Source organism: Wolbachia endosymbiont (group A) of Sympetrum striolatum, from assembly GCF_947250715.1.
Lineage (GTDB): Bacteria > Pseudomonadota > Alphaproteobacteria > Rickettsiales > Anaplasmataceae > Wolbachia.
This window is the reverse complement of the sequence record NZ_OX366342.1, coordinates 758,286-777,532: the sequence shown is the minus strand read 5'-3', so window position 1 is coordinate 777,532 and position 19,247 is coordinate 758,286. Positions and strand designations below refer to the sequence as shown.

Below are 19,247 nucleotides of genomic sequence, written 5' to 3'. Positions count from 1 at the left end.
AAAGAATGAAGTTATTCGTTCAATTAATATTGCTTGTTTCGTTATTTATTCCTTATTTTACAAAAGCTGCTTTATATGTTGATATAAAAAAAAGCAGTGTTGGTAACATTGGTCTTGTTGTATCTAAATGTACATGTAAAACAGCGCTGGAAAGCGAATTAAGCGAAAATATTGCAAAGGTAATAGGAACAAATTTATCTAATTGTGGCTTATTTAATGTAAAACGTGGCGCGGAAGCTGAATTTAAATCTTGGAAAAGCGATACTGTAGTCACAGTAAGTTTAAGCGAAGTATCTGGTAGTGCATTAGAGCTATCATTTCGTTTATTTGACACTTTTACAAAAAGAGAATTACTTACTCAGTCAGTTGTTTTTCCAGCAAAAGACTGGAGAAAAATTGGTCACCTCGTTTCGGATGTGATACATGATAGATTGATTGGTGAGAAAGGGCACTTCAACACAAAAATCACGTATATCGCTGAAGAAAAAGATAGCAACTACAAATCTGTGCGTAAAATTGCTGTGATGAATCAAGATGGAAGTAATATAAAATACTTAACAAATGGCGATAGATTTGTGTCAACACCGAGATTCTCACCAAATGGAAAGGGTATTGTTTATATCTCATACGCAAATGGTAAAAGTTATATAGTATTAAAAAATTTAAAAGACCACACTGAATCAATAATCAGCGCATTTGAAGGAGTTATTTCTGCACCAAGATTTTCTCCTGATGGTAAATCTCTTTTAATTTCCCACTCATTGGGTGGTGAAACGAATATATTATCTTTGGATTTAAGTAGTAAACGGACAAAAAAAATTACTAAAGGTTCAGCTATAAGCACTTCTCCCTCTTTTTCTCCAGATCAAAAGTATATGGTTTTTAGTTCCGATATGAGTGGGAGTCAGCAGCTGTATGTTATCGATTTTACTAACAAAAGTAAAAAACCTAAAAGAATTAGTTTTGGAAGTGGAAGATATGCTACGCCTGTTTGGTCGCCAAAAGGAGATCTGATAGCTTTCACAAAGATTCAGTCAGGAAAATTTTACATAGGAGTTATGAAGCCAGATGGCAAAGAAGAACGTCTACTTTCAGAAGGGCATAAAATTGAATCTCCGGCATGGCTACCAAATGGTAGAGAAATCATTTTCACAAGAACAGAATCACCAAGCAACTCTAAACTATATTTAGTAGACTTAGTAAAGAAAAATCAAAAAATGGTTTCCACTCCCACAAATGCTTCTTTACCGGATTGGTCTTATTCTTGAACTACTGAGCTGCATGCTCCACAGCATTGATTTATTGCCACATTAACAAGATATCCCGCTACACCACCTACTATAGTACCAGCGATTCCTGACAACACAACAGTTGCAATTACTCCAATAGCAGCAATTTCAGGTATAATTCCCATTGTAGCCATTGTGGCTCCTATAGCGCCAAACAATAATGCTGAGCTTATAATTATCCAGCTCCTCCCTGAAGATTGTTTTTGTAGAGAATTATGTATTAAGATGTATATGAACAAGTAGAGAGAGCAAGCAAAGTTTTGCATATTGATGAAACTAGCCATTATTCTAAAGGTAAACTTGGCTGGTGCTGGGTGTTTGCTAATAATGAAGCAAGCCTTATTAAATTAGCAGACACAAGAGGAGTTAAGTTTCTAGAGAGTAGTACATTTTCTAGTTATAAGAATTTGGTTGTTACCGATAGGTATGCGGTTTACAACTACTTCGGGAGTGTTAAATAAACTGTGTCAAACCGCATTTTTAGTTCAACTCAATTTTCAATCTGCCAGGAAAGAAAACATCAAGTTGAGAGATAGTTAATGCCCAATCATGTACAGGCATCGTCCACTTTTCCTCTGCCTTCTTTATAGCACAATATACCTGCTTATACAAGGCATTTATGCTGGTAAATGAGCCTTTGGTCTTAGTGAATTTCCTAATTTGCCTATGTAGCCCCTCTATGGGATTGGTGGTGTAGATTATCCTCCTAACTGGACCAGAATACTTAAAATAACCAGACAAGTTTTCCCAATTATTCTGCCAAGATTTTATAACCATAGGGTACTTTGTGCCCCATTTTTCATCCAATTCCAACAGATAATTCTCGGCAATTTCCTTGCTTGAAGCTTGATATACCTTCTTTAAATCGCTCAAAAAACTCTTCGCATCTTTACTGGCCACATACTTCAGTGAGTTGCGTATCTGATGCACTATACACATCTGCACTTCCGCATTAGGAAAGACACTGTTTATAGCTGCAGGAAAGCTTTTCAGCCCATCAACGCAGGCAATAAGGATATCTTCTACTCCTCTTTCTTTGAGGTCATTTAGCACTCCCAACCAGAAGTTAGCTCCTTCACTTTCAGCCAAATAAAAACCTAATACTTCTTTTTTGCCATTTTGATCTATGCCTAATATGTTATACATGCATTTACTTACGCAATGCCCGTCCTCTTTGACTTTAAAAAACCATGAAAACTATCGGATATACAGACTGCAGCGGGCGACTACGCCATTCGTTGATTACTGGTAGCAATTTGTCAGTAATACTTGATATCTCTGCCACCGATATTTTGTGATCATAAATTTCCTCAACATGTGACACTATATCTCTATAGCCCATACCACTGGCAAATGTGCTCAAAATCTTCGTTTCAAGCTCTGGATGTAAGTTTGTTTGCCTTTTTTTGACTATTTGTGGTTCGAAACTTCCTTCCCTATCTATTGGCGTCAAAAGCTCAAATGACCCTGCGCTTGTACGTAAAGTCTTTGCATTCCTCCCATTTCTTCGATTATTCTCTTCGCTTTCAGCCGACAAGTGGTTTTCTATTTCACCTTCCAGGCTTACCTCCAGCAACTTTTTTATAAACGGTGTTAATGCTCCATCTCTTCCTGTCAACGGTCTTCCTTCTCGTATAGACGACAGGATATTTGTTTCTAATTCTTTATAATCTACCAAACCGGTAGTTCTGTTTACTACTTTCTGACTCATTGTCAAACCTCCATTTTTTTATATCAATTTATTACTTTTTTTTCGGTTTGACACAGTTTATTTAACACTCCCACTACTTCAGTGACGAAAAAAGACAGATTTGTTGGGCACACTTGTTAAGGGATTTCGAAAGGCTATCTACCCACTTTAAATGGTGCTATATTGGGCCTTAACTTGACGCGTATGGTTTATTTAACACTCCCGGTTAAAATAATTACTTAGCAAACAATAGGTTTCATGTAATGGTAACCCTATAACGGAAGAGTAGGAGCCGCGTAAGAACAATACGAACATCCCAGCTAGGCCTTGTATATTGCATCCCCCTGCCCTATTTTTCCACTCTTCTGATGCTAAATAATACTTAATTTCTTGTTCACTGAGACGTTTAAATTTCACTATTGTAACCACAGTTCTAATATGTTGTTTAGATTGATCGGGAGTTAATAGACACACACTGGTATATACTCTATGCCTTCTTCCTGATAACAAGCGGATGCATTTTTCTGCTTGCTCAACGTTTTCAGCTTTAAGCAATATCCTTCTACCACAAGCAACAACTGTATCAACACCAAGCACAAAGTAATTTGGATTTGAACTTTGTATTTTCTCAGCTTTACTTTTTGCCATACGGATTGAGTAATCCTTCGGAAGTTCCTTTTTTAAAGGGGCTTCATCTATGTCTGCTGGCAAAATTAAACCTGGCTCAATATTTATTTGTTTTAGTAAAGCTATACGCCTTTTCGATGATGAAGCAAGAATAAGATTATTTAGAGATCGTTCTGTCACTTGTACCTTTAAGCCTTCTAATGATCCGACCTTTTTTCGCATTCCTATCGTAAATGCTCATCTCAACTAACACCCTATCCCCGATAATGATGCGTATTTTACTTCTTCTCACTTTCCCTGATACATGACAGATAATCTCATGTTCATTGTCCAGTTTCACTCTAAATTCTGCTGCAGGTAGTAAAGCAGTTACTGCCCCTTCCACTTCAAAAATTGTTTTCGATTTCTCGTCTTTTATCATATGTTATATTATAATTTAATAATCTTTTTCAGTCTACTATAGATTTTAAATTATTATCAACACAAAAGACTTTTTGCACCCCACTTAAGTATTTCTCTTGCAACTTAACCCCAACCATCTTCACAATAATGCGAGAGGAAGGTGAGCTACCTACCTACGTTTCTACTCCTTGCCTGTGCTCTGATAGGACTTACGGACCCTAGGACTAGAACTGAACTACAAGGATGATTATCACAATTCTCCTCATTGCTATCATATGCGCTATCATTGTCCCCTTCCTGTGGAACATAAGACTTATTATCAGATTCACTATCAAAGCTTAAAGATCTGGATAACTCTATCTTCTTTCGTGGAACATTATCAGGCTCACTAGAAATGTCTCCTGTTAGAGTATAAAATTGATTGTTGAAGCCTTTTTGTTTATCAGCAAACGTTTCTTCACTTAACTCTTCTACTTGACCACGGAAAAACTCTTTTTCTTTTTCACTGTTTTGTAATTTTTTCATCAGACCTTCAATATCCAAAACTTTACCTGCAATGATGTCGCTCAATGCATCAAGGTTCTCTTCCAATTCCTTAATCTCATCTTCATGCTCTTTTTCCAACCCTTGCATTTGACATTTTAAATTGCTTATAAACTGCTCCTTTTCCTCCATTATTTGTGCTTCTTGGTCTATCTCTTTTTCACGTTCTTTTAATTTTTCTTCTAATTCCTTCTTTTCTGTATTAACAACTTTCAGCTTGTCCTCTAGCTTTCTTTTTTCTTCATGCACACTTTTAAATTCTTCCTCATTCCTCTTCAGGTTTTCTTTAAGCTGCGTTAACTCCTTGCGCATTGCATCTATTTCTGCCTTTGATCCTCGCTCCTTTTTTTCAAGTTTATCTTGTAAATCGCTAGTCCATTTTTTTAATGTTTCAATTCTTTGCCCAGCTTCTGCAAGTTTCTGATTCACTTCTTTTTTTTCTGCTTCAGCACTTTTTAACTTATTGATTAATTCTTGGGTTACCTCTTCCGAGCATGATAATTTTTTTTGCAGATCTAATACTTGTTCTGAAAGCTGTTCTTGGTTTCCATCCATCTTCTTATTCAAGTGTTCTAAATGGTTAAACTTGTCCTCTAAATCAGATTTTCCTTCCTGCACATGATATAGTTCTTCTTGCGATTTCTTTAATTCACTTTTTAACTCCTCCTTTTTTGCATTAGCAACTCCCAGCTCTTGCCTTAGCTTTCCTTTTTCTTCACATACACTTTCAAGTTCTTGTGCTTTCCCTTGTAGCTCTGCTAACGCACTTGCTAACTTTTTATCTTTTTGTGCCAGTTCAGTTTGCAATTCTGTGTTTTTTTGCTCTTGCTCAATTTCTACAGGTCTCTGATCCGATACATAATGCTCATCACCAAGTCCACTATCAACGCTTGAAAATCTGCGTAATTTTTTCTTCTCTGGTGTAACATTAACGTTATCTTCATCTTCAGTGAGTTTAAGTATAAGCATTGTATCTCCTGGAAATTCCTCGTACTCGTTTTCTGGAATGTCGAATTCTGGTCTCTCTTCTCCAAGTTTATCTTGTAAATCGCTATTCTGCCTCTCTTTTACAATTGTTTGATTATCTTCTGCTTGGGTTGTTTCTAGTTTCTCCTGTAGTTGCTGATTTTCTTGTGTTAATTCATGGTGCTTTTTATTTATCACTTGCAACTCTGCTTCTTCTTGCTTCAATTCAACGTTTTCTTCGGACAGCATCTGATTATTTAAAATCAATTCATCCATTTGTTGTGAAGCAACTTCTGGTTGAGTTTCAGTGTGCTGTAAATTGACTTCTGTTTGAATTAATGCATTGCTATTAATAGAAGGAGAAGAAGGAAGGCTATTGTCATCATCAACTTTAGGGTCTGGACCTTTCGATTCCCCCCCTGGTTCCTTATCTTGATAGGCCACTATAGATTCATTTTGAAAATTATTATTAGCAGTAGGTACAATATCAGCAGCCTTACCCTTTTCTAGTGATTTCATTACAGCATCATGTAAGACGAGGCCTTGAATATATAATTCATCATTTTGCTTTATTAATTCTAGGATCTCCTCCGATGACACAAAATCTTCACCATCAAATTTTAGTACTTCAGTTATGCCGCTACTACTCACATTCATAATCATGGTACACATTCTGGATCCACTCTCTACAGGCCAAGTGCTTGTCATTTCATAATATGCGCCTTCTTTAAATTCATAATATCTTTTCTTATCTTCTTGATGAGCGTATATTTCATGTTTTTTATTGCAATAGATATTCAGTTCTTTAATATCTTTCTCTTGCTGTAAAATGTCACTAATCCTTGTTGGCTCACTTCTATTGTAATTAATAAGGTTAACATTCAAAACTCTATGAGCGTTATCAGTTTCTGTGTAATAAGCTTGAAGCTCTACGTCTTTCCTCTCAAAATATTTACTTGCAGCTTTTTTTCCCTGCTCTGCCAACTTTATGCATTTATTTATATCTTCCTTAAAGCTCTTATTAGCAGACTCTGTTACTGCTTTATCTATGTACGTTTGTTTAAAATCTCTATCGTTTATTAGGTCATAAAAACTCCACTCATCCCTATAAGCCTTTTGTATAGCAGTGAAGCCACTTTCTTCTTTTAAAAGTACTCAGAAGCCTACCTTGTCTTCTAGATCTTTTAGTTTAAAACCTGTTATTATCTTCTCTAATTGAGAATCAAATTCTTTATTGGCAAAATTTTCAGCAAGATTATTTAAATTTCTTAATTCTTTGCATAATTTATCATTTTCTGCAATTGAGCGGCAGAACTTTATTGTAGCAGAGTCCTTAGTGGAAGGATTTTCTTTTTCCACTTCATTGATACGGTTCTTGAGAGATATAAAAGGTAGTGTAAACCGTGATGAATAACATAATTTTTCTTTTTCTTCTCCATACAACACCAGTAGGCGATGTATTGCATACCAGGTACATGATGCTGCCCTTATAACTGATTCAACATCATAATTCTCTGACTGATCACTTGTTTTTCCTGCCTCTGCTGTTTTGTCTCCCTTAGTCAAACCTCCAATCATCACACACCTCCTTTAACTATATTTACATTATACTAATTAACATATATTCAAAAAAATCAAACTGTATAACCACGTTCTACACTAACTTTTATTATTAACTTAATTGTGTTGAAAATAACTGCAAGTGTTAAACTTAAGCTTTTGTCTTTCATTATGCACTACTCACTATAAGTTTACAATAATATCTTATATAATAGACTTAGTATTTTGAGTTATGCAAGTATTTTTTTTATTGGATAAAAGTTAAAAGACGTTTTCAGAAATCTTTAAGCTTAATAACATCCTCTCTTTTTGGACTAGTTGAAATTAGATGAATTGGTACACCTATTAATTTTTCTAACTTGTCTATATATTTTATTAAATTGATAGGCAATGCTTCAATCGACCTTTTACCCTGAGTATTTTCTTTCCAGCCAGGAAACTCTTCATATATTGGCTCTAATTCCTCCTGTATTGAATGCGATGCGGGTAAATAATCATACATTTTCCCGCTATACTTGTAACCAGTGCATATTTTAATTGTATCAAAAGAATCAAGCACATCTAATTTGGTTAATACAATGCTTGAAACTCCAGAAAGTTGCACAGCCTGGCGCACTAAAACTGCGTCAAACCATCCGCAGCGCCTTCTTCTATTGCTCACTGTTCCAAGCTCCTTGCCTATAGTAAATAAGCTATCTCCAATCTCGTTCTTTTGCTCAGTAGGGAATGGACCATTGCCCACTCTTGTTGTATAAGCTTTTACCACACCAATAATGTAAGCATTGGAGGCTAATCCTGAGCCTGTTATTGCTTGCGACGCTACAGTATTACTTGAAGTAACAAAAGGGTAAGTTCCGTGGTCGATATCTAAAAATGTGCCTTGGGCGCCTTCAAATATTATTTTCTTACCTTCTTTCACAAAGTCATTTAATATCCTCCACACAGGTTTTTTATATGAAAGAATTTTTTTTGAAATCCCTTGAATTTCTTTTAATATTTCTTCTTTTTTAACCACCTGGTAGTTAAGGCCTTTTCTGATAGCATTGTGGTAATTCAGAAGAGTATCCACTCTTTTATTGAGCTCATCTGCGTTTTCTAAATCACAAAGGCGTATAGCTCTCCTTCCAACTTTATCTTCATAACATGGCCCTATCCCTTTGTTTGTTGTACCAATTTTGTGATTTCCGTTTAAATCTTCAAATAGCTTTTCCTTGTCCTTATGTACGCTAAGTATTAATGGACAGCTCTCGGATACCATCAAGTTGTTATAGTTTACGTCCACTCCTTTAACTTTCAATGACTCTATTTCTGAGATTAGAGCATGTGAATCAAGAGCAACACCGTTTCCTATGATGGATATTTTGCCCGTTCTCAAAACAGCAGAGGGCAGTAAATTTAATTTATAAACCTCATCATCTATTACTATAGTGTGCCCTGCATTATTTCCTCCCTGAAATCTCACAACTACATCTGCATTCCCAGAAAGATAATCTACTATTTTACCCTTGCCTTCGTCACCCCATTGCAGACCAACAATTACAATGTTATTCATCATTATTTTCTAAATTAATACATAAATATTAATGCAGTACGCTACAAATGGAAAGAGAAATCTGCGCCTTTCCTGCACCTCTTAAATAAAGAAATATACTGTCGATTTTCTTAATATATTACCAAACTATTCATCATTATATGATATAACTTACAGCATATTTACAGTAAGGTGTTATTTATGAAAGAGGCAAAAGGAAAAAATAATAAGAGTCCAGTAGTTAGATTAAAGGCCACAGCTAAAGAGTTCAATTTTAGTAAATTAAGAGCAGGTCAAGATAATGAATTAGCAAATTCTGGTGAAACAATGTTCTTAGATTTTCAAAGGATGAATTTTATTATTAACGGAAAAGAAATAGATAAAAATCTTATTATTGCATTTAAGGAAGGAGCTAAGCACCACAAAAGCGAACTTTTTAATAGTGATGATATATATAATGACGAAATATTTAACAAAAAAGGAACAAGAGAAATAGATACGGATCATGGCAAAGCTTTTGTTGCTTCAGTACTCGAAGATATTGAGAAAGAGCTTGTAAGTAATGCATTGGGTGAGCTATGGAAAAATCACTGTGAAAATCCCAAAACTGCCAATCATCAAAAAACCGATTCATATAAGAAAGAATTTGAAGAATTTTACAATGCTGGCCAACATCTATTACCAACAGAGAAAGATGAAAACAAAGACTACCGTTCCTTTGCAAAAGAAGTTTTCAAAAAAATGTTTAGATACGCTGGAGCAGAAGTTCCAAGTAATGCTATTTTAGAAGAGCTAGTCACCAATTGTAATCAAGCAGGGTATGAGGCTGCTCCATTTATACAAACCCAACTTGCACTTGGACAGTCGTTCATAGTAGAAAATCCTAAAAAAGTAATAAATATTGATTGTGCTAACCAAAATAATGTAAGAATTAGATCTGACATGAGGCTACCAATACTATCTGTTAAAAATCAAGTTATGCATGGTGATAAGATATGTGATCTGTCTAACTCATTAGAATTTACACTTGAGTCTCAAGATGGTAAAGACTTTGTAACATACAGAGATGGTAAATTGTCACTTACTATTCCTAAAGAGTTAAAAAATTATAAAGATAATGGCAAGAGCTTGTTTGACATTATTAAAGAATATTTTCAGAAATTCTGTGCAAAATTAGGATTTAAACCTGAGACAAAAATACAAATAGAGCATAGCTTAGGTACTCAAAGTAACTATTTAGATGGTACAATATCTGCTACAGGATCGGATGCAAATAAAGAGTTTATCAATCTTTTAAGCAAAAATCTCAGAGGGAGGTTATTGGAATCAGGAGTTGCTTTAGGAAATGAAGATGTTGATGGTATTGTTGAAGTCAGAGTATCTACAGTTATGGATCTGTTGAGTAATTATGCTAAATTGGAAGATAATAAAGAAAACAGAGAGTTATTAACAAGTGAAGTAGCAGATAATTTAGGGCTTTCCACTCAAAATAAAATAGCATCAGAAGTATTGAAAGAGTTTGATGATGAAATAATAAATTTAATGCATACAGAAGGTATAAAGAATAACATAGGTCAACATATAATGGAATTAGGATCTTTACCTTCTTTGATAAAAGGTCAGGTTAATCATAATCAAGTGCAGTCTGTTGTAAATACTTTTATTAAGTTAATTATTGAAGGGAAAAGCGAAGTATACAAAGAAAAAAATGCAATTAATGCAATTGATGCAATTTATCAGAAGGTAGATAAGGCAATTGTTGAGCAAGAAAAAAGAGCAACCAACAAACAAGATATAGAAAATGATAAATGGACAGATAGAATCAAAAAACAGAAATTATCTGTGGAATCACATGAACATTTACTTTAAAGATACTGGTAGGCTCCTTGAATATTTTAGAGTTCATGGTTGCAACGGTTGCTATTTTACAATGCACCTAATCGTAAAAACTACGTGCCGTTGCATCATATGTTTCAAGAACGTTGGTAAAATGTTCAAGTTGATCTCGATTCAATACCTGATCTATTCTAGTTAGTTGGTCATTGCTGCTTTTAAAATTAGTTAGATCACATAACATAGCACGTTCTTCAGTTTCAGCAGGCAAGTATTTAAAGTGACCAAAGATATTTTACCTAATTTTCTCTAGCATATTTACCTGTATACTTACAAAGCTACCTAATACCGCATACTGATTTCTCTCTTTATTTTGTACAAATTAATTAAGTGAAGTGAGTATAGTATCCACACTACTAAAAAAAATGTGGCAAAAAACATAAACATTACAATGAGTGGCAACAGCAAAGAACTTTCTATTGCTACTCCACCTCTTCTCAAAATGCTTGCTGGCTGATGGAGAGTAGACCATAAATTCACAGAAAATTTTACTACGGGAATATTTATAGCACTAAAAATGGCAAATACTGCTGCTGATTTTTCTGCCCTCGCTTCATTATCAAAAGCGCTCCACAATGAAAGGTAGCCAACATATAGGAAAAATAAAATTAGCATTGAAGTAAGCCTTGCATCCCATACCCACCAAGTGCCCCAGGTTCCTTTTCCCCAGATGCTACCTGTGATTAAGCATATTGCAGAAAAGACTGTCCCTGCAGGAGCAGCAGCATGTGCCAAGACACTAGCAATGCTATTGTTCCACACCAATGAAATGAAACTAAGTGATGCAATGAGTCCATATATTCCAAGAGCAAGCCATGCAGAAGGCACATGAATGTACATAATTCGTACAATTTCTCCTTGTTTATAATCTTCTGGGGAGAAGAATAACGCTAAAAACATTCCAATTAAAAAACATGCGAAACAAATAACCCCAAGCCAAGGTAGTGCTTTTTTAGAAAAAGAAGTGAAATTTGTAGGCTTTAATAAAAACATTCGTTTTGAGAATAATTGCGTTAAGAATTTACCAATTAGTTTGAGTTTTATCAACAGGATAGTTTTTCTGCATTGACATAGATTAACAAATTAGCACAATTTCAGTAGCCGATTGCTTGCTATTATTTTTAGTATAACACTATATAAAACATGACCCTTAAAAAGCTTAATTTACACTTAGTATCAGATTCAAGTGGTGAAACTGTTATATCAGTTGCAAAATCAGCTCTGAAACACTTTCGTTCTGTAGAAACAATCGAATATGTTTGGTCTTTTGTGAAAGGAGAAGAGCAGATTGACAAAATTCTGGAGGAAATTAATAGGAAAAGTGATGAGCATAATTTTGTTATATGCACTATTACTGATGATGAGCTAAGAAAATATCTAAAAGATAACTGTATAAAGTTGAAAATTCCCTATAGAGCAATATTATCACATATTATTAGAGAAATTTCGTCCTATCTTGAAATTGAAAAAGACGAAAAGCTTGACTTGCATAATGAGATAAATAACGAATATTTTCAGCGCATTGAGGCAATAAACTACACTATTAATCATGATGATGGGCAAAATATTCAAGATATTGATAAAGCAGATATAATTTTGGTTGGAGTTTCACGTACATCAAAATCTCCCACCAGTACGTATTTAGCTTATCGAGGCTATAAGGTTGCAAATATTCCTTTTGTTAGTGGAGTACCCTTTTATGTCGACTTGGCAAAATTAAAAAATAAACTAACGATAGGGGTAACAATAGACGTAAGTAGGCTAATAGAAATACGCAAAAATAGACTTACTTCAATTAACAACGAAGATAATAATATATATGCTAATCCTAGAAAAGTAGAAAAGGAAATTAAAGAAGCAGAGGAACTATTTAAGCAGAATAACTGGCCAATTATTGATGTCACGCAAAAGTCAATCGAAGAAGTATCAGCAACAATTATACAGTATTTTAATAAAATGTGAAAAATTTATCAATTGACTAACTCTCTGTAAGTGATCATAATGTAAGGTAATTTAATTCTTACTATAGATATGAAAGTCAAAGGGTCGCTAAAATCTCATCGTAACAGAGATAAAAATTGTAAAGTTGTGAAAAGGGGTGGTAAGATTTACATTATAAACAAGGTAAAGCCAAGGTGTAAAGCGCGTCAAGGTTCTTAGCTTTTTGTTCACCTTTTCATGTTATACATTTCTTGTATGTGAAAGTACGGTGTTTATACCTAAAAAGAAGCAAAAGTTATTGTGTTTAAGCGCAGCCTTATTCATTTCTTCTCTTACATTATATTTTAGCATTAGCACAATTACAGGTAAACGTGGCTTATTGAAGTTAATCGACTTAAAAAAAGAGATTGAGTACAATAAGCTTTTGCTAAAGGATGTCTCTTCTGAAAAGGAAAAGTTGGACAATAAAGTATTTGGCTTATATGAAAAAAGCTTAGATTTAGATCTGCTTGATGAGCAAGCAAAAAATGCTTTAGGTTATGTGAACCCTAATGAACTTATGGTTGTTCTTGACGTGGAATAGCAGTAGACTTCTTGCGTTACCTCCTGTCATTCAAGCCCCTTTCTTGTCATCCCAGTGCCCCTATGATGTCATTCCAGTGCTTGACACTGGAATGACATCATTATAGAGTGAACCAGTGTCAGCTACTTTCATGACACCATTCTTTTTTCTGGATTCCAGTGCCAGTTACTTTCATGACACCATCATAAAGTGAAACTAGATTCCAGCGTCACGCGCTGGAATGACAAAAAAGAGTAGGTTTTTTATGTGATTATGCAAGAAGCTAGTGTAAATTTAAGTTTTATCTACCGCTTGATCAAAAAAGAATAAGTTTAGTAAAAAATAATGATATTATTAGTGGAACATAAAATAGTCCCACTGCAGTACTAATTAGAAGCAACAGAGTAGCTTTATCTGGTTGATAATTCAAAATATTAGCAAGTATTATACTGGACCCAGAAACTGGAATAATAGCCAGCAACATCAGTGCTTTATATATACTCTCGTCGTATACACCTATAACATGTTTGTCTAGAAGGACAATTCCTAAAACAAACAGTGGCCAGAATACGTACTTTGCTGTAATAGTGATCAAAGTAAGCTTCCAATCTACTTTAAAGCTTGTAATATTTGCAATGCTCACTCCAAGTAGCATCATCCCTAATGTGACAAATGTACTTCTAATATTCATCATAACATCTGTTAAAAAAGTAGGTATTTGTATATCATATATACTTAAAAAGAAGCCCAGAACCATCGCATAAAGCGAAGGAAGTTTGAACAACTTTAATATGCATTCTTTTGCGGTATAAATACCATTTGCAGCTATGTAAAATCCTAAGCTATTTTCAAACAACGCCATTCCTATATAACAAACAACATATACAGATACTGAATCTTCATCAAACAAAGCCATGGCAATCGGCAGGCCAAAATACCCCATACTTGTGCTGCCCGAGCTAAACGCTAATATGTTTCTCGTGTTATCCTTAAATAAAAAAGAAGAAAGATAATACACTGATAAGGACATAGTGCTACCTATAAACCATATCAAAATCGGCAGAGAAATTACTTTTAAATTAACTTCTGTATGAGAGACTCCATATAAAATCACTATTGGATTAGCTATATAAAAGAGTATTTGAGATATAGTGTTTCTGTCAATTTTAAGACATTTTCCTGATAAATAACCAATAAATATTGTAATATAAATAGGTAATATTTTTAGGAAAAGAGTAAGGAACATACTAGCCTATTGTGATACTTTTGACTGATAAAGTGATATTAGATCTTAAGGTATTATAAAAGTAAACAAAATTTATTTTCCAATTTATCCAGTTCATAGTTAATTAAAAAAGATTCACTTAGTGTCAAAATTTGTTTTTACATAAGACTTAAGAATGACATTTTTATGATAAAATTATGTTAAGTTTCTATAAAGCTCCTTGCATATTTTTGAATAATGATGAAAAATTAAACTGCTTGTGGTAATTTAGACGGACTGTTGAAAAAGTAAGAGGAAATAAGTAAAGTTAGGACAGAGAGTAAGGGCTTTAACATAGTTGTCATATTTTTCTTTAATTAACCCTAGTGTCCAATTTACCCACCATAGCTTCACATGAGGTGTTTCTAACCATTTTAATAACAGTAAAAAATGTTCTTCTTTCAACGCTTTAAATGTGATATTTTTATTCATTAATTAAAAATTTCAAATGTTACTACCCTTTCTATTAATCCTGTCTCTAATTGTTAAGTTCATTGAAATTGACATTTCCGTACCTAGTTTTCCTGATATGGTGCACTATTTTAACGTATCAGAAGGCACAATTCAATTAACTATTGCTTATAATTTCCTAGGCTTTTGCATAGGAGGGTTGTTTTTTGGTCCATTGTCTGAATGCTATGGCAGAAGAAGGATTATGATCATAGGTAACACTTTGTTATTAATCGGCGCTGTTGGTTGTGTTTTTGCACCGTCGATTTTTTGGCTTTTAATTTCTCGCTTTGTTCAGGGCATTGGTGTTAGCACATCTGTAGTTGTGTTTGCAATCGTTGCAGACAGCTACAAAGGCGACGAAGCGGTGAAATTTATTGGAATCATGAATTCTGTTCTTACAGTTGTCATGGCAATTGCGCCAGTGTTAGGCAGTTTCATTAATGAAATTGTAGGATGGCGTGGTAATTATGCAACTGTTGCAATACTTTGTTTGATCTCTTGGGTTTTGCTGCTTTTTCTGTTACCAGAAACAAAAAAGGATCGCGATGCTTTCAGTTTGAAAAAAATAATGAAAGATTACAGAAAACTACTATCTAGTCCGAGGTTTGTTACGTTGTCTTTAATGTCAAGCCTCTTTTCTGCTGCGTATATGTCATTCATTACTTGTGGACCTTTTTTGTATATGGAGACTTTTGGTTTATCTAGCACTATTTATGCACTACATCAAGGTGCAATAGTTGGGTGCTTCTCACTCATTAGTCTATTTGCTGGCAAAATCTTACAGAAACTTGGAGCAATATGGTGTGTAATTTCTGGTACAAGCGTGGGTGCTATTGGGTCTCTATTGCTTGTAATATTCAGTATAATTGTACCCCACTCTTTCTACTTAGTAACACTGTCTATGATTATTTTTTCTATCGGTTGTGCAATTTGCCAGCCAGTGATTTTTAATGCATCAATAAATGTTTTCCCTGAAATTAAAGGCACAGCTTCTTCTGCAGTCTCGTTCATTAGAGCTTTTATCATGGCTATTTTTATCGGCTTAACAAGCTACGTTTACAACGGTCAAGCAATTAGTGTAGCTGTTCTTGTTCTATCCGCGATAGTACTAGAACTTGTTTTTACTGCCTGTTTATTGTTTTTAAAAGATCCGGTATAATTAATGATCTTTTTACAGATGTGAGCGATTAACTTTCCCCGGCCAATCTTTCTGCTTCATTACGTGAAATTAATGCCTCAATAAATTCATCTAGTTCACCTTCTTTTATAATCTGCTCTAGCCGATGTGAAGTTAGATTAATTCTGTGGTCTGTTATTCTTGATTGTGGAAAATTATATGTTCTTATGCGCTCGGAACGATCACCAGAGCCAATCTGACTTTTTCTCATTGTTGACCTTTCCATTTCTTTTTTTTGTCTTTCAATTTCGTATAGCCTTGCCCTCAATACTTTAAGCGCTTTAGCTTTATTTTTGTGCTGCGATTTTTCATCTTGCTGTATTACAATTATCCCTGTTGGCAAGTGGGTGACCCTTACTGCGCTGTCAGTTGTATTCACTGATTGCCCTCCAGGACCACTGGATCTATAAACATCTATTCGTAAGTCTTTTTCTTCTATTTTAAAGTCAACTTCTTCTACTTCAGGTAATATCGCAACAGTAGCGGCAGAGGTATGTAACCTTCCTGAGGATTCAGTTTCTGGCACTCTCTGTACTCTGTGTGCTCCTGATTCAAATTTCAACCTTGCAAAAACTTCTGTTCCATTAATGAGTGCAGAAGCTTCCTTATAGCCACCTATACCTGTATTAGAAATGCTTATTGGCTCGAACTTCCAATTTCTTCTTTCTGCATATTTTTGATACATACGAAATAACATTGCTGCAAATAATGCTGCTTCTTCTCCTCCTGTACCTGCTCTGATTTCCAATATTGCATTTCTTAAGTCATCTTCATCTTTAGGCAATAATGCTAATTTTAGTTTTGCTTTTACTTTTGGTAATAATACCTTGTGCTTTTCGAAAAATTCTTCTTTTGCTAACTCTTTTATATCACCTTCGCTGTTTTCATCTTTCATTATTTCCTCTAAGTCTGAAATTTCCTCTTTCAGCGTGTTATATTCATCAATTATCTTGATTATTGGCCTGAGCTCAGAGTATTCCTTTGAAAGAGTAATGAATTCTTTTTGACTTAAATTGGCAGGGTTTTCCAAGTTCCTTTCTATATCACTAAATTTTTTCTTTAAGTCTTGTAAATTATTCTCTATATTCATATAGCACAGATCTAGTATTTTAACTAAGTAATATATACTGAAATAAAAAATTTCTTATATCAAGCAATAACACTATAATATATCTACTACCTTCTACTTGAATATAATGGCAAGACAGATAACATCAAGCTGCAATTTCATATTTGGAGCTTCGGACATGAAATCATTACCAGATGAGTCGGCTCCAGAGATTGCGTTTGCTGGTAGATCAAATGTAGGAAAATCCAGTCTGATCAACTTACTGATAAACAGCAAAAAAGCTGCCAGAGTTTCCTCTAAACCTGGATGTACTAGACAAATAAATTTTTACTCTATGTACAATGATAAATTCAGACTTGTTGACCTACCAGGGTATGGTTATTCTCATGCAGGTAAGGAGGAAATTATACAATATTTAAACTTAATTGAGTATTATCTAATTCAAAGAAAAAATCTAAGAAGAGTGTTTGTGTTGATAGATAGCAAGGTAGGATTAAAAGAAATAGACAAAGACTTCATTTATTGGTTAATATATAATAATATTAACTTTAACGTTGTGCTAACAAAAATAGATAAAGTGAGTCAAAAAAGCCTAGATGCCATTCTAGAAGATACTCAAAAATGGATTAATAATGAGAATGTGTCAATTCATCAAATAAGCATCCGTATTAAGCATAAAATAACCAAGGTAAGAGATGAGTTTTTCAAGTTTACAAGATAAAAAAATGAAGAGTAGTGAATTTTTAAAGGGTGAAGTATCATTTGAACAAAAAGCAGAAATATTACTTGAAGTGTTATCTAACATACCTAGCTTTGTGGGTGAAACTTTTGTCATTAAATGTGGCAGCGTAACGATCTCAGATGAAACACTATTCTATACTTTTGTGCATAATGTTGTCTTATTAAAGCAGCTTGGTATAAATCCGGTGATAGTTCATGACGGAGAATATGAAATTAACTCAGTGTTAAAAATGCTGGGTATGGACAGTAAGTTTGTGAATGGTATCAGACTTACAGACAAAGACACTATAAAAATCATTGAAATGGCACTGTGTGGTTCAGTTAATAAAAAAATTGTTCAGCATATAAATTCTGCTGGTGGTTCAGCTATTGGATTATGTGGAAAAGACGGCAACTTAATAAAAGCTGAAAAGATAAGCGCTACGCTTAAGGAAGACAGATCAAATAACATCGAAAAAATACTAGACATGGGATTCATCGGTAGGCCCACTGAAATCAATCCTGATATATTATTTTTTATTGAAGAATCAGATTTTATACCAGTTATTGCACCAATTGGTCATGGAAAAAATGGGGAAACATATCATATTGATGCCGATAGCACTGCAAGCACAATTGCAATTGCAGTTTCTGCATCTAAAATGATAACCTTTAGCGATACAGGTGAAGAAATAGATAAAATTGGTGGCAGGAAGATATCTGTTAAAAATTTAAATGCATCGATTGATTGTGGCAAAATTCAAGGAGAAAAATTTATTAGAAGGCTTATGGCATATACTAAAATGGTAGAGGAATGTGCTGGAGTTGTTCACATAGTTGATGGTAGAATACCTAACATTATGCTTGATTTATTTACTGAGAATAATTCAAGCATATCAATTGTGAGTGATTTATAACTAGACAACTACACGAATAGACTTCTTGCATAACCATATGACGAACTTTTCTTGGGAATAGAAACGAAAAAACTTACTTGACAAACTCCGCCGGCCCCCTTATTATGACAATAAGGGTATTTATGACTCAAAACTTGTTTTTGACCTGCAGGCTCAATGACAAAATTCAGTAAAAAACTTAGGGTATTTTTTGACGGATTACATAAAATTATAGCGGCTGCATGTCTTTTAAATTTTTTCTACATTCAGCCAAAACGCGCTTAAACTAAGCGTCAGCACATTATTACAGCGCCACTTACAGTAATATAGAGTCAAAACTCGCACCACGGGAGTTCTTTGCCTTTTTTTTCATTTGGTAAATTTCTTAATGTTTGTAGCTAAAAGAGCACAAGAGAGGTGTCATCCCGCTGCTTGTTAGCGGGATCTATGTTAAGAGATACCGCGAATGAATCGCGGTATGACGTAGGACTGCTGTCATCCCAGTGCCCAGACAATGGGATCCAGTTTTCCATATAATCTCATCGAAAATGTTGTAACCACTTTCTATGCTAGTTTGCTTGCTTACAAGCAAACTTTTCTGGATCCCAGTGTCTGGGCACTGGGATGACAAAAAAGGGGCTACTCGGATGACAAAGAAATAGGC

General features: G+C 34.4%; 20 protein-coding genes and 3 pseudogenes. 10 read left to right on the top strand and 13 right to left on the bottom strand.

The genetic code is table 11. The annotated features are described in order from the left end of the window. The first annotated feature begins 5 nt into the window (after window positions 1-5). Window positions 6-1,268 (top strand): Tol-Pal system protein TolB, encoded by a 1,263-nt coding sequence (locus OOK87_RS03835; RefSeq protein ID WP_253309121.1) that lies wholly within the window; start codon window positions 6-8, stop codon window positions 1,266-1,268. Here the strand turns inward: OOK87_RS03835 and OOK87_RS03830 are convergent. Continuing rightward, window positions 1,259-1,423, bottom strand: a complete 165-nt coding sequence (locus tag OOK87_RS03830; RefSeq protein WP_253309122.1) for a hypothetical protein — start codon at window positions 1,421-1,423, stop codon at window positions 1,259-1,261. The genes OOK87_RS03835 and OOK87_RS03830 overlap by 10 nt on opposite strands. A gap of 93 nt (window positions 1,424-1,516) precedes the next feature. Here OOK87_RS03830 and OOK87_RS03825 point away from each other — a divergent pair. Further along, window positions 1,517-1,735 (top strand): annotated as a pseudogene (locus OOK87_RS03825) (IS66 family transposase); the annotation flags it as partial. Window positions 1,736-1,769: 34 nt separating this feature from the next. Here the strand turns inward: OOK87_RS03825 and OOK87_RS03820 are convergent. The 6 genes and pseudogenes from OOK87_RS03820 to OOK87_RS03795 form a co-directional block, all read right to left on the bottom strand. Further along, a pseudogene (locus tag OOK87_RS03820) lies at window positions 1,770-3,000 on the bottom strand (IS256-like element ISWpi15 family transposase). A 192-nt stretch (window positions 3,001-3,192) separates the two neighbouring features. Next, a complete protein-coding gene (locus tag OOK87_RS03815) occupies window positions 3,193-3,786 on the bottom strand; it encodes a Maf family nucleotide pyrophosphatase (protein WP_064125248.1) in 594 nt (197 codons plus the stop codon). Continuing rightward, window positions 3,764-4,027 carry a translation initiation factor IF-1 gene (infA, locus tag OOK87_RS03810; protein ID WP_164224845.1) on the bottom strand — a complete coding sequence of 88 codons (264 nt, stop codon included), beginning with the start codon at window positions 4,025-4,027 and terminating at the stop codon, window positions 3,764-3,766. Before infA ends, OOK87_RS03815 begins: the two co-directional genes overlap by 23 nt. 146 nt (window positions 4,028-4,173) lie before the next feature. Beyond that, window positions 4,174-6,501, bottom strand: coding sequence for a hypothetical protein (locus tag OOK87_RS07530; protein ID WP_264688107.1), 2,328 nt, complete (start codon window positions 6,499-6,501; stop codon window positions 4,174-4,176). Between the two features lie 171 nt (window positions 6,502-6,672). Continuing rightward, the gene (locus OOK87_RS07525; protein WP_264688106.1) at window positions 6,673-7,095 is read right to left on the bottom strand and encodes a hypothetical protein; all 423 of its coding nucleotides are present in this window, start codon (window positions 7,093-7,095) and stop codon (window positions 6,673-6,675) included. 256 nt (window positions 7,096-7,351) lie between these two features. Then, window positions 7,352-8,629, bottom strand: coding sequence for an adenylosuccinate synthase (locus tag OOK87_RS03795; RefSeq protein ID WP_264688480.1), 1,278 nt, complete (start codon window positions 8,627-8,629; stop codon window positions 7,352-7,354). Between the two features lie 180 nt (window positions 8,630-8,809). On the opposite strand from OOK87_RS03795, the gene OOK87_RS03790 reads away from it, so the two are divergent. After that, a complete protein-coding gene (locus OOK87_RS03790) occupies window positions 8,810-10,477 on the top strand; it encodes a hypothetical protein (RefSeq protein ID WP_264688105.1) in 1,668 nt (555 codons plus the stop codon). A gap of 67 nt (window positions 10,478-10,544) precedes the next feature. On the opposite strand, the gene OOK87_RS03785 is transcribed toward OOK87_RS03790, so the two are convergent. After that, entirely contained in the window at window positions 10,545-10,712 is a 168-nt protein-coding gene (locus tag OOK87_RS03785) for a hypothetical protein (protein WP_264688104.1), read from the bottom strand. 71 nt (window positions 10,713-10,783) lie between these two features. Next, window positions 10,784-11,494 carry a heme ABC transporter permease CcmC gene (gene ccmC, locus OOK87_RS03780; RefSeq protein WP_264688103.1) on the bottom strand — a complete coding sequence of 237 codons (711 nt, stop codon included), beginning with the start codon at window positions 11,492-11,494 and terminating at the stop codon, window positions 10,784-10,786. Window positions 11,495-11,644: 150 nt separating this feature from the next. Between ccmC and OOK87_RS03775 the strand changes: the two genes are divergently transcribed. The 4 genes from OOK87_RS03775 to OOK87_RS03760 all read left to right on the top strand — a co-directional run bounded on the left by OOK87_RS03775 (window position 11,645) and on the right by OOK87_RS03760 (window position 13,131). Beyond that, entirely contained in the window at window positions 11,645-12,463 is an 819-nt protein-coding gene (locus OOK87_RS03775) for a pyruvate, water dikinase regulatory protein (protein WP_264688102.1), read from the top strand. A 69-nt stretch (window positions 12,464-12,532) separates the two neighbouring features. Next, complete coding sequence (gene ykgO / locus OOK87_RS03770) at window positions 12,533-12,661, top strand: type B 50S ribosomal protein L36 (RefSeq protein ID WP_006279631.1); 129 nt, start codon at window positions 12,533-12,535, stop codon at window positions 12,659-12,661. 49 nt (window positions 12,662-12,710) lie between these two features. Next, window positions 12,711-13,025 (top strand): FtsB family cell division protein, encoded by a 315-nt coding sequence (locus OOK87_RS03765; RefSeq protein ID WP_264688101.1) that lies wholly within the window; start codon window positions 12,711-12,713, stop codon window positions 13,023-13,025. Then, window positions 12,994-13,131 (top strand): hypothetical protein, encoded by a 138-nt coding sequence (locus tag OOK87_RS03760; RefSeq protein ID WP_264688100.1) that lies wholly within the window; start codon window positions 12,994-12,996, stop codon window positions 13,129-13,131. Before OOK87_RS03765 ends, OOK87_RS03760 begins: the two co-directional genes overlap by 32 nt. A gap of 189 nt (window positions 13,132-13,320) precedes the next feature. On the opposite strand, the gene OOK87_RS03755 is transcribed toward OOK87_RS03760, so the two are convergent. Together OOK87_RS03755 and OOK87_RS07520 are read right to left on the bottom strand one after the other, a co-directional pair. Continuing rightward, on the bottom strand, window positions 13,321-14,250 hold the full coding sequence (locus tag OOK87_RS03755) for an AEC family transporter (protein ID WP_264688099.1): 930 nt from the start codon (window positions 14,248-14,250) through the stop codon (window positions 13,321-13,323). A 306-nt stretch (window positions 14,251-14,556) separates the two neighbouring features. Then, window positions 14,557-14,700 (bottom strand): annotated as a pseudogene (locus tag OOK87_RS07520) (N-acetyltransferase); the annotation flags it as partial. Between the two features lie 16 nt (window positions 14,701-14,716). Between OOK87_RS07520 and OOK87_RS03750 the strand changes: the two are divergent. Then, on the top strand, window positions 14,717-15,880 hold the full coding sequence (locus OOK87_RS03750; RefSeq protein ID WP_264688098.1) for a multidrug effflux MFS transporter: 1,164 nt from the start codon (window positions 14,717-14,719) through the stop codon (window positions 15,878-15,880). Window positions 15,881-15,908: 28 nt separating this feature from the next. On the opposite strand, the gene prfA is transcribed toward OOK87_RS03750, so the two are convergent. Next, entirely contained in the window at window positions 15,909-16,988 is a 1,080-nt protein-coding gene (prfA, locus tag OOK87_RS03745; RefSeq protein WP_253308954.1) for a peptide chain release factor 1, read from the bottom strand. 103 nt (window positions 16,989-17,091) lie between these two features. Between prfA and yihA the strand changes: the two genes are divergently transcribed. Together yihA and argB are read left to right on the top strand one after the other, a co-directional pair. Next, window positions 17,092-17,688, top strand: a complete 597-nt coding sequence (gene yihA / locus OOK87_RS03740) for a ribosome biogenesis GTP-binding protein YihA/YsxC (RefSeq protein WP_373457554.1) — start codon at window positions 17,092-17,094, stop codon at window positions 17,686-17,688. A 4-nt stretch (window positions 17,689-17,692) separates the two neighbouring features. Next, window positions 17,693-18,604, top strand: coding sequence for an acetylglutamate kinase (gene argB, locus OOK87_RS03735; RefSeq protein ID WP_253308952.1), 912 nt, complete (start codon window positions 17,693-17,695; stop codon window positions 18,602-18,604). Between the two features lie 424 nt (window positions 18,605-19,028). Here argB and OOK87_RS03730 read toward each other — a convergent pair whose 3' ends face one another. Continuing rightward, window positions 19,029-19,214 carry a hypothetical protein gene (locus OOK87_RS03730; protein WP_264688095.1) on the bottom strand — a complete coding sequence of 62 codons (186 nt, stop codon included), beginning with the start codon at window positions 19,212-19,214 and terminating at the stop codon, window positions 19,029-19,031. Between the last annotated feature and the right edge of the window lie 33 nt (window positions 19,215-19,247).

Excerpts from the sequence above, each read along its gene's own strand:
- OOK87_RS03835 (WP_253309121.1), top strand. The coding sequence starts at position 6 with ATGAAGTTATTCGTTCAATTAATATTGCTTGTTTCGTTATTTATTCCT.
- OOK87_RS03830 (WP_253309122.1), bottom strand. The coding sequence starts at position 1,423 with ATGGCTACAATGGGAATTATACCTGAAATTGCTGCTATTGGAGTAATT.
- infA (WP_164224845.1), bottom strand. The coding sequence starts at position 4,027 with ATGATAAAAGACGAGAAATCGAAAACAATTTTTGAAGTGGAAGGGGCA.
- OOK87_RS07525 (WP_264688106.1), bottom strand. The coding sequence starts at position 7,095 with ATGATTGGAGGTTTGACTAAGGGAGACAAAACAGCAGAGGCAGGAAAA.
- OOK87_RS03795 (WP_264688480.1), bottom strand. The coding sequence starts at position 8,629 with ATGAATAACATTGTAATTGTTGGTCTGCAATGGGGTGACGAAGGCAAG.
- OOK87_RS03790 (WP_264688105.1), top strand. The coding sequence starts at position 8,810 with ATGAAAGAGGCAAAAGGAAAAAATAATAAGAGTCCAGTAGTTAGATTA.
- ccmC (WP_264688103.1), bottom strand. The coding sequence starts at position 11,494 with ATGTTTTTATTAAAGCCTACAAATTTCACTTCTTTTTCTAAAAAAGCA.
- OOK87_RS03775 (WP_264688102.1), top strand. The coding sequence starts at position 11,645 with ATGACCCTTAAAAAGCTTAATTTACACTTAGTATCAGATTCAAGTGGT.
- ykgO (WP_006279631.1), top strand. The coding sequence starts at position 12,533 with ATGAAAGTCAAAGGGTCGCTAAAATCTCATCGTAACAGAGATAAAAAT.
- OOK87_RS03760 (WP_264688100.1), top strand. The coding sequence starts at position 12,994 with ATGAACTTATGGTTGTTCTTGACGTGGAATAGCAGTAGACTTCTTGCG.
- OOK87_RS03755 (WP_264688099.1), bottom strand. The coding sequence starts at position 14,250 with ATGTTCCTTACTCTTTTCCTAAAAATATTACCTATTTATATTACAATA.
- OOK87_RS03750 (WP_264688098.1), top strand. The coding sequence starts at position 14,717 with ATGTTACTACCCTTTCTATTAATCCTGTCTCTAATTGTTAAGTTCATT.
- prfA (WP_253308954.1), bottom strand. The coding sequence starts at position 16,988 with ATGAATATAGAGAATAATTTACAAGACTTAAAGAAAAAATTTAGTGAT.
- argB (WP_253308952.1), top strand. The coding sequence starts at position 17,693 with ATGAAGAGTAGTGAATTTTTAAAGGGTGAAGTATCATTTGAACAAAAA.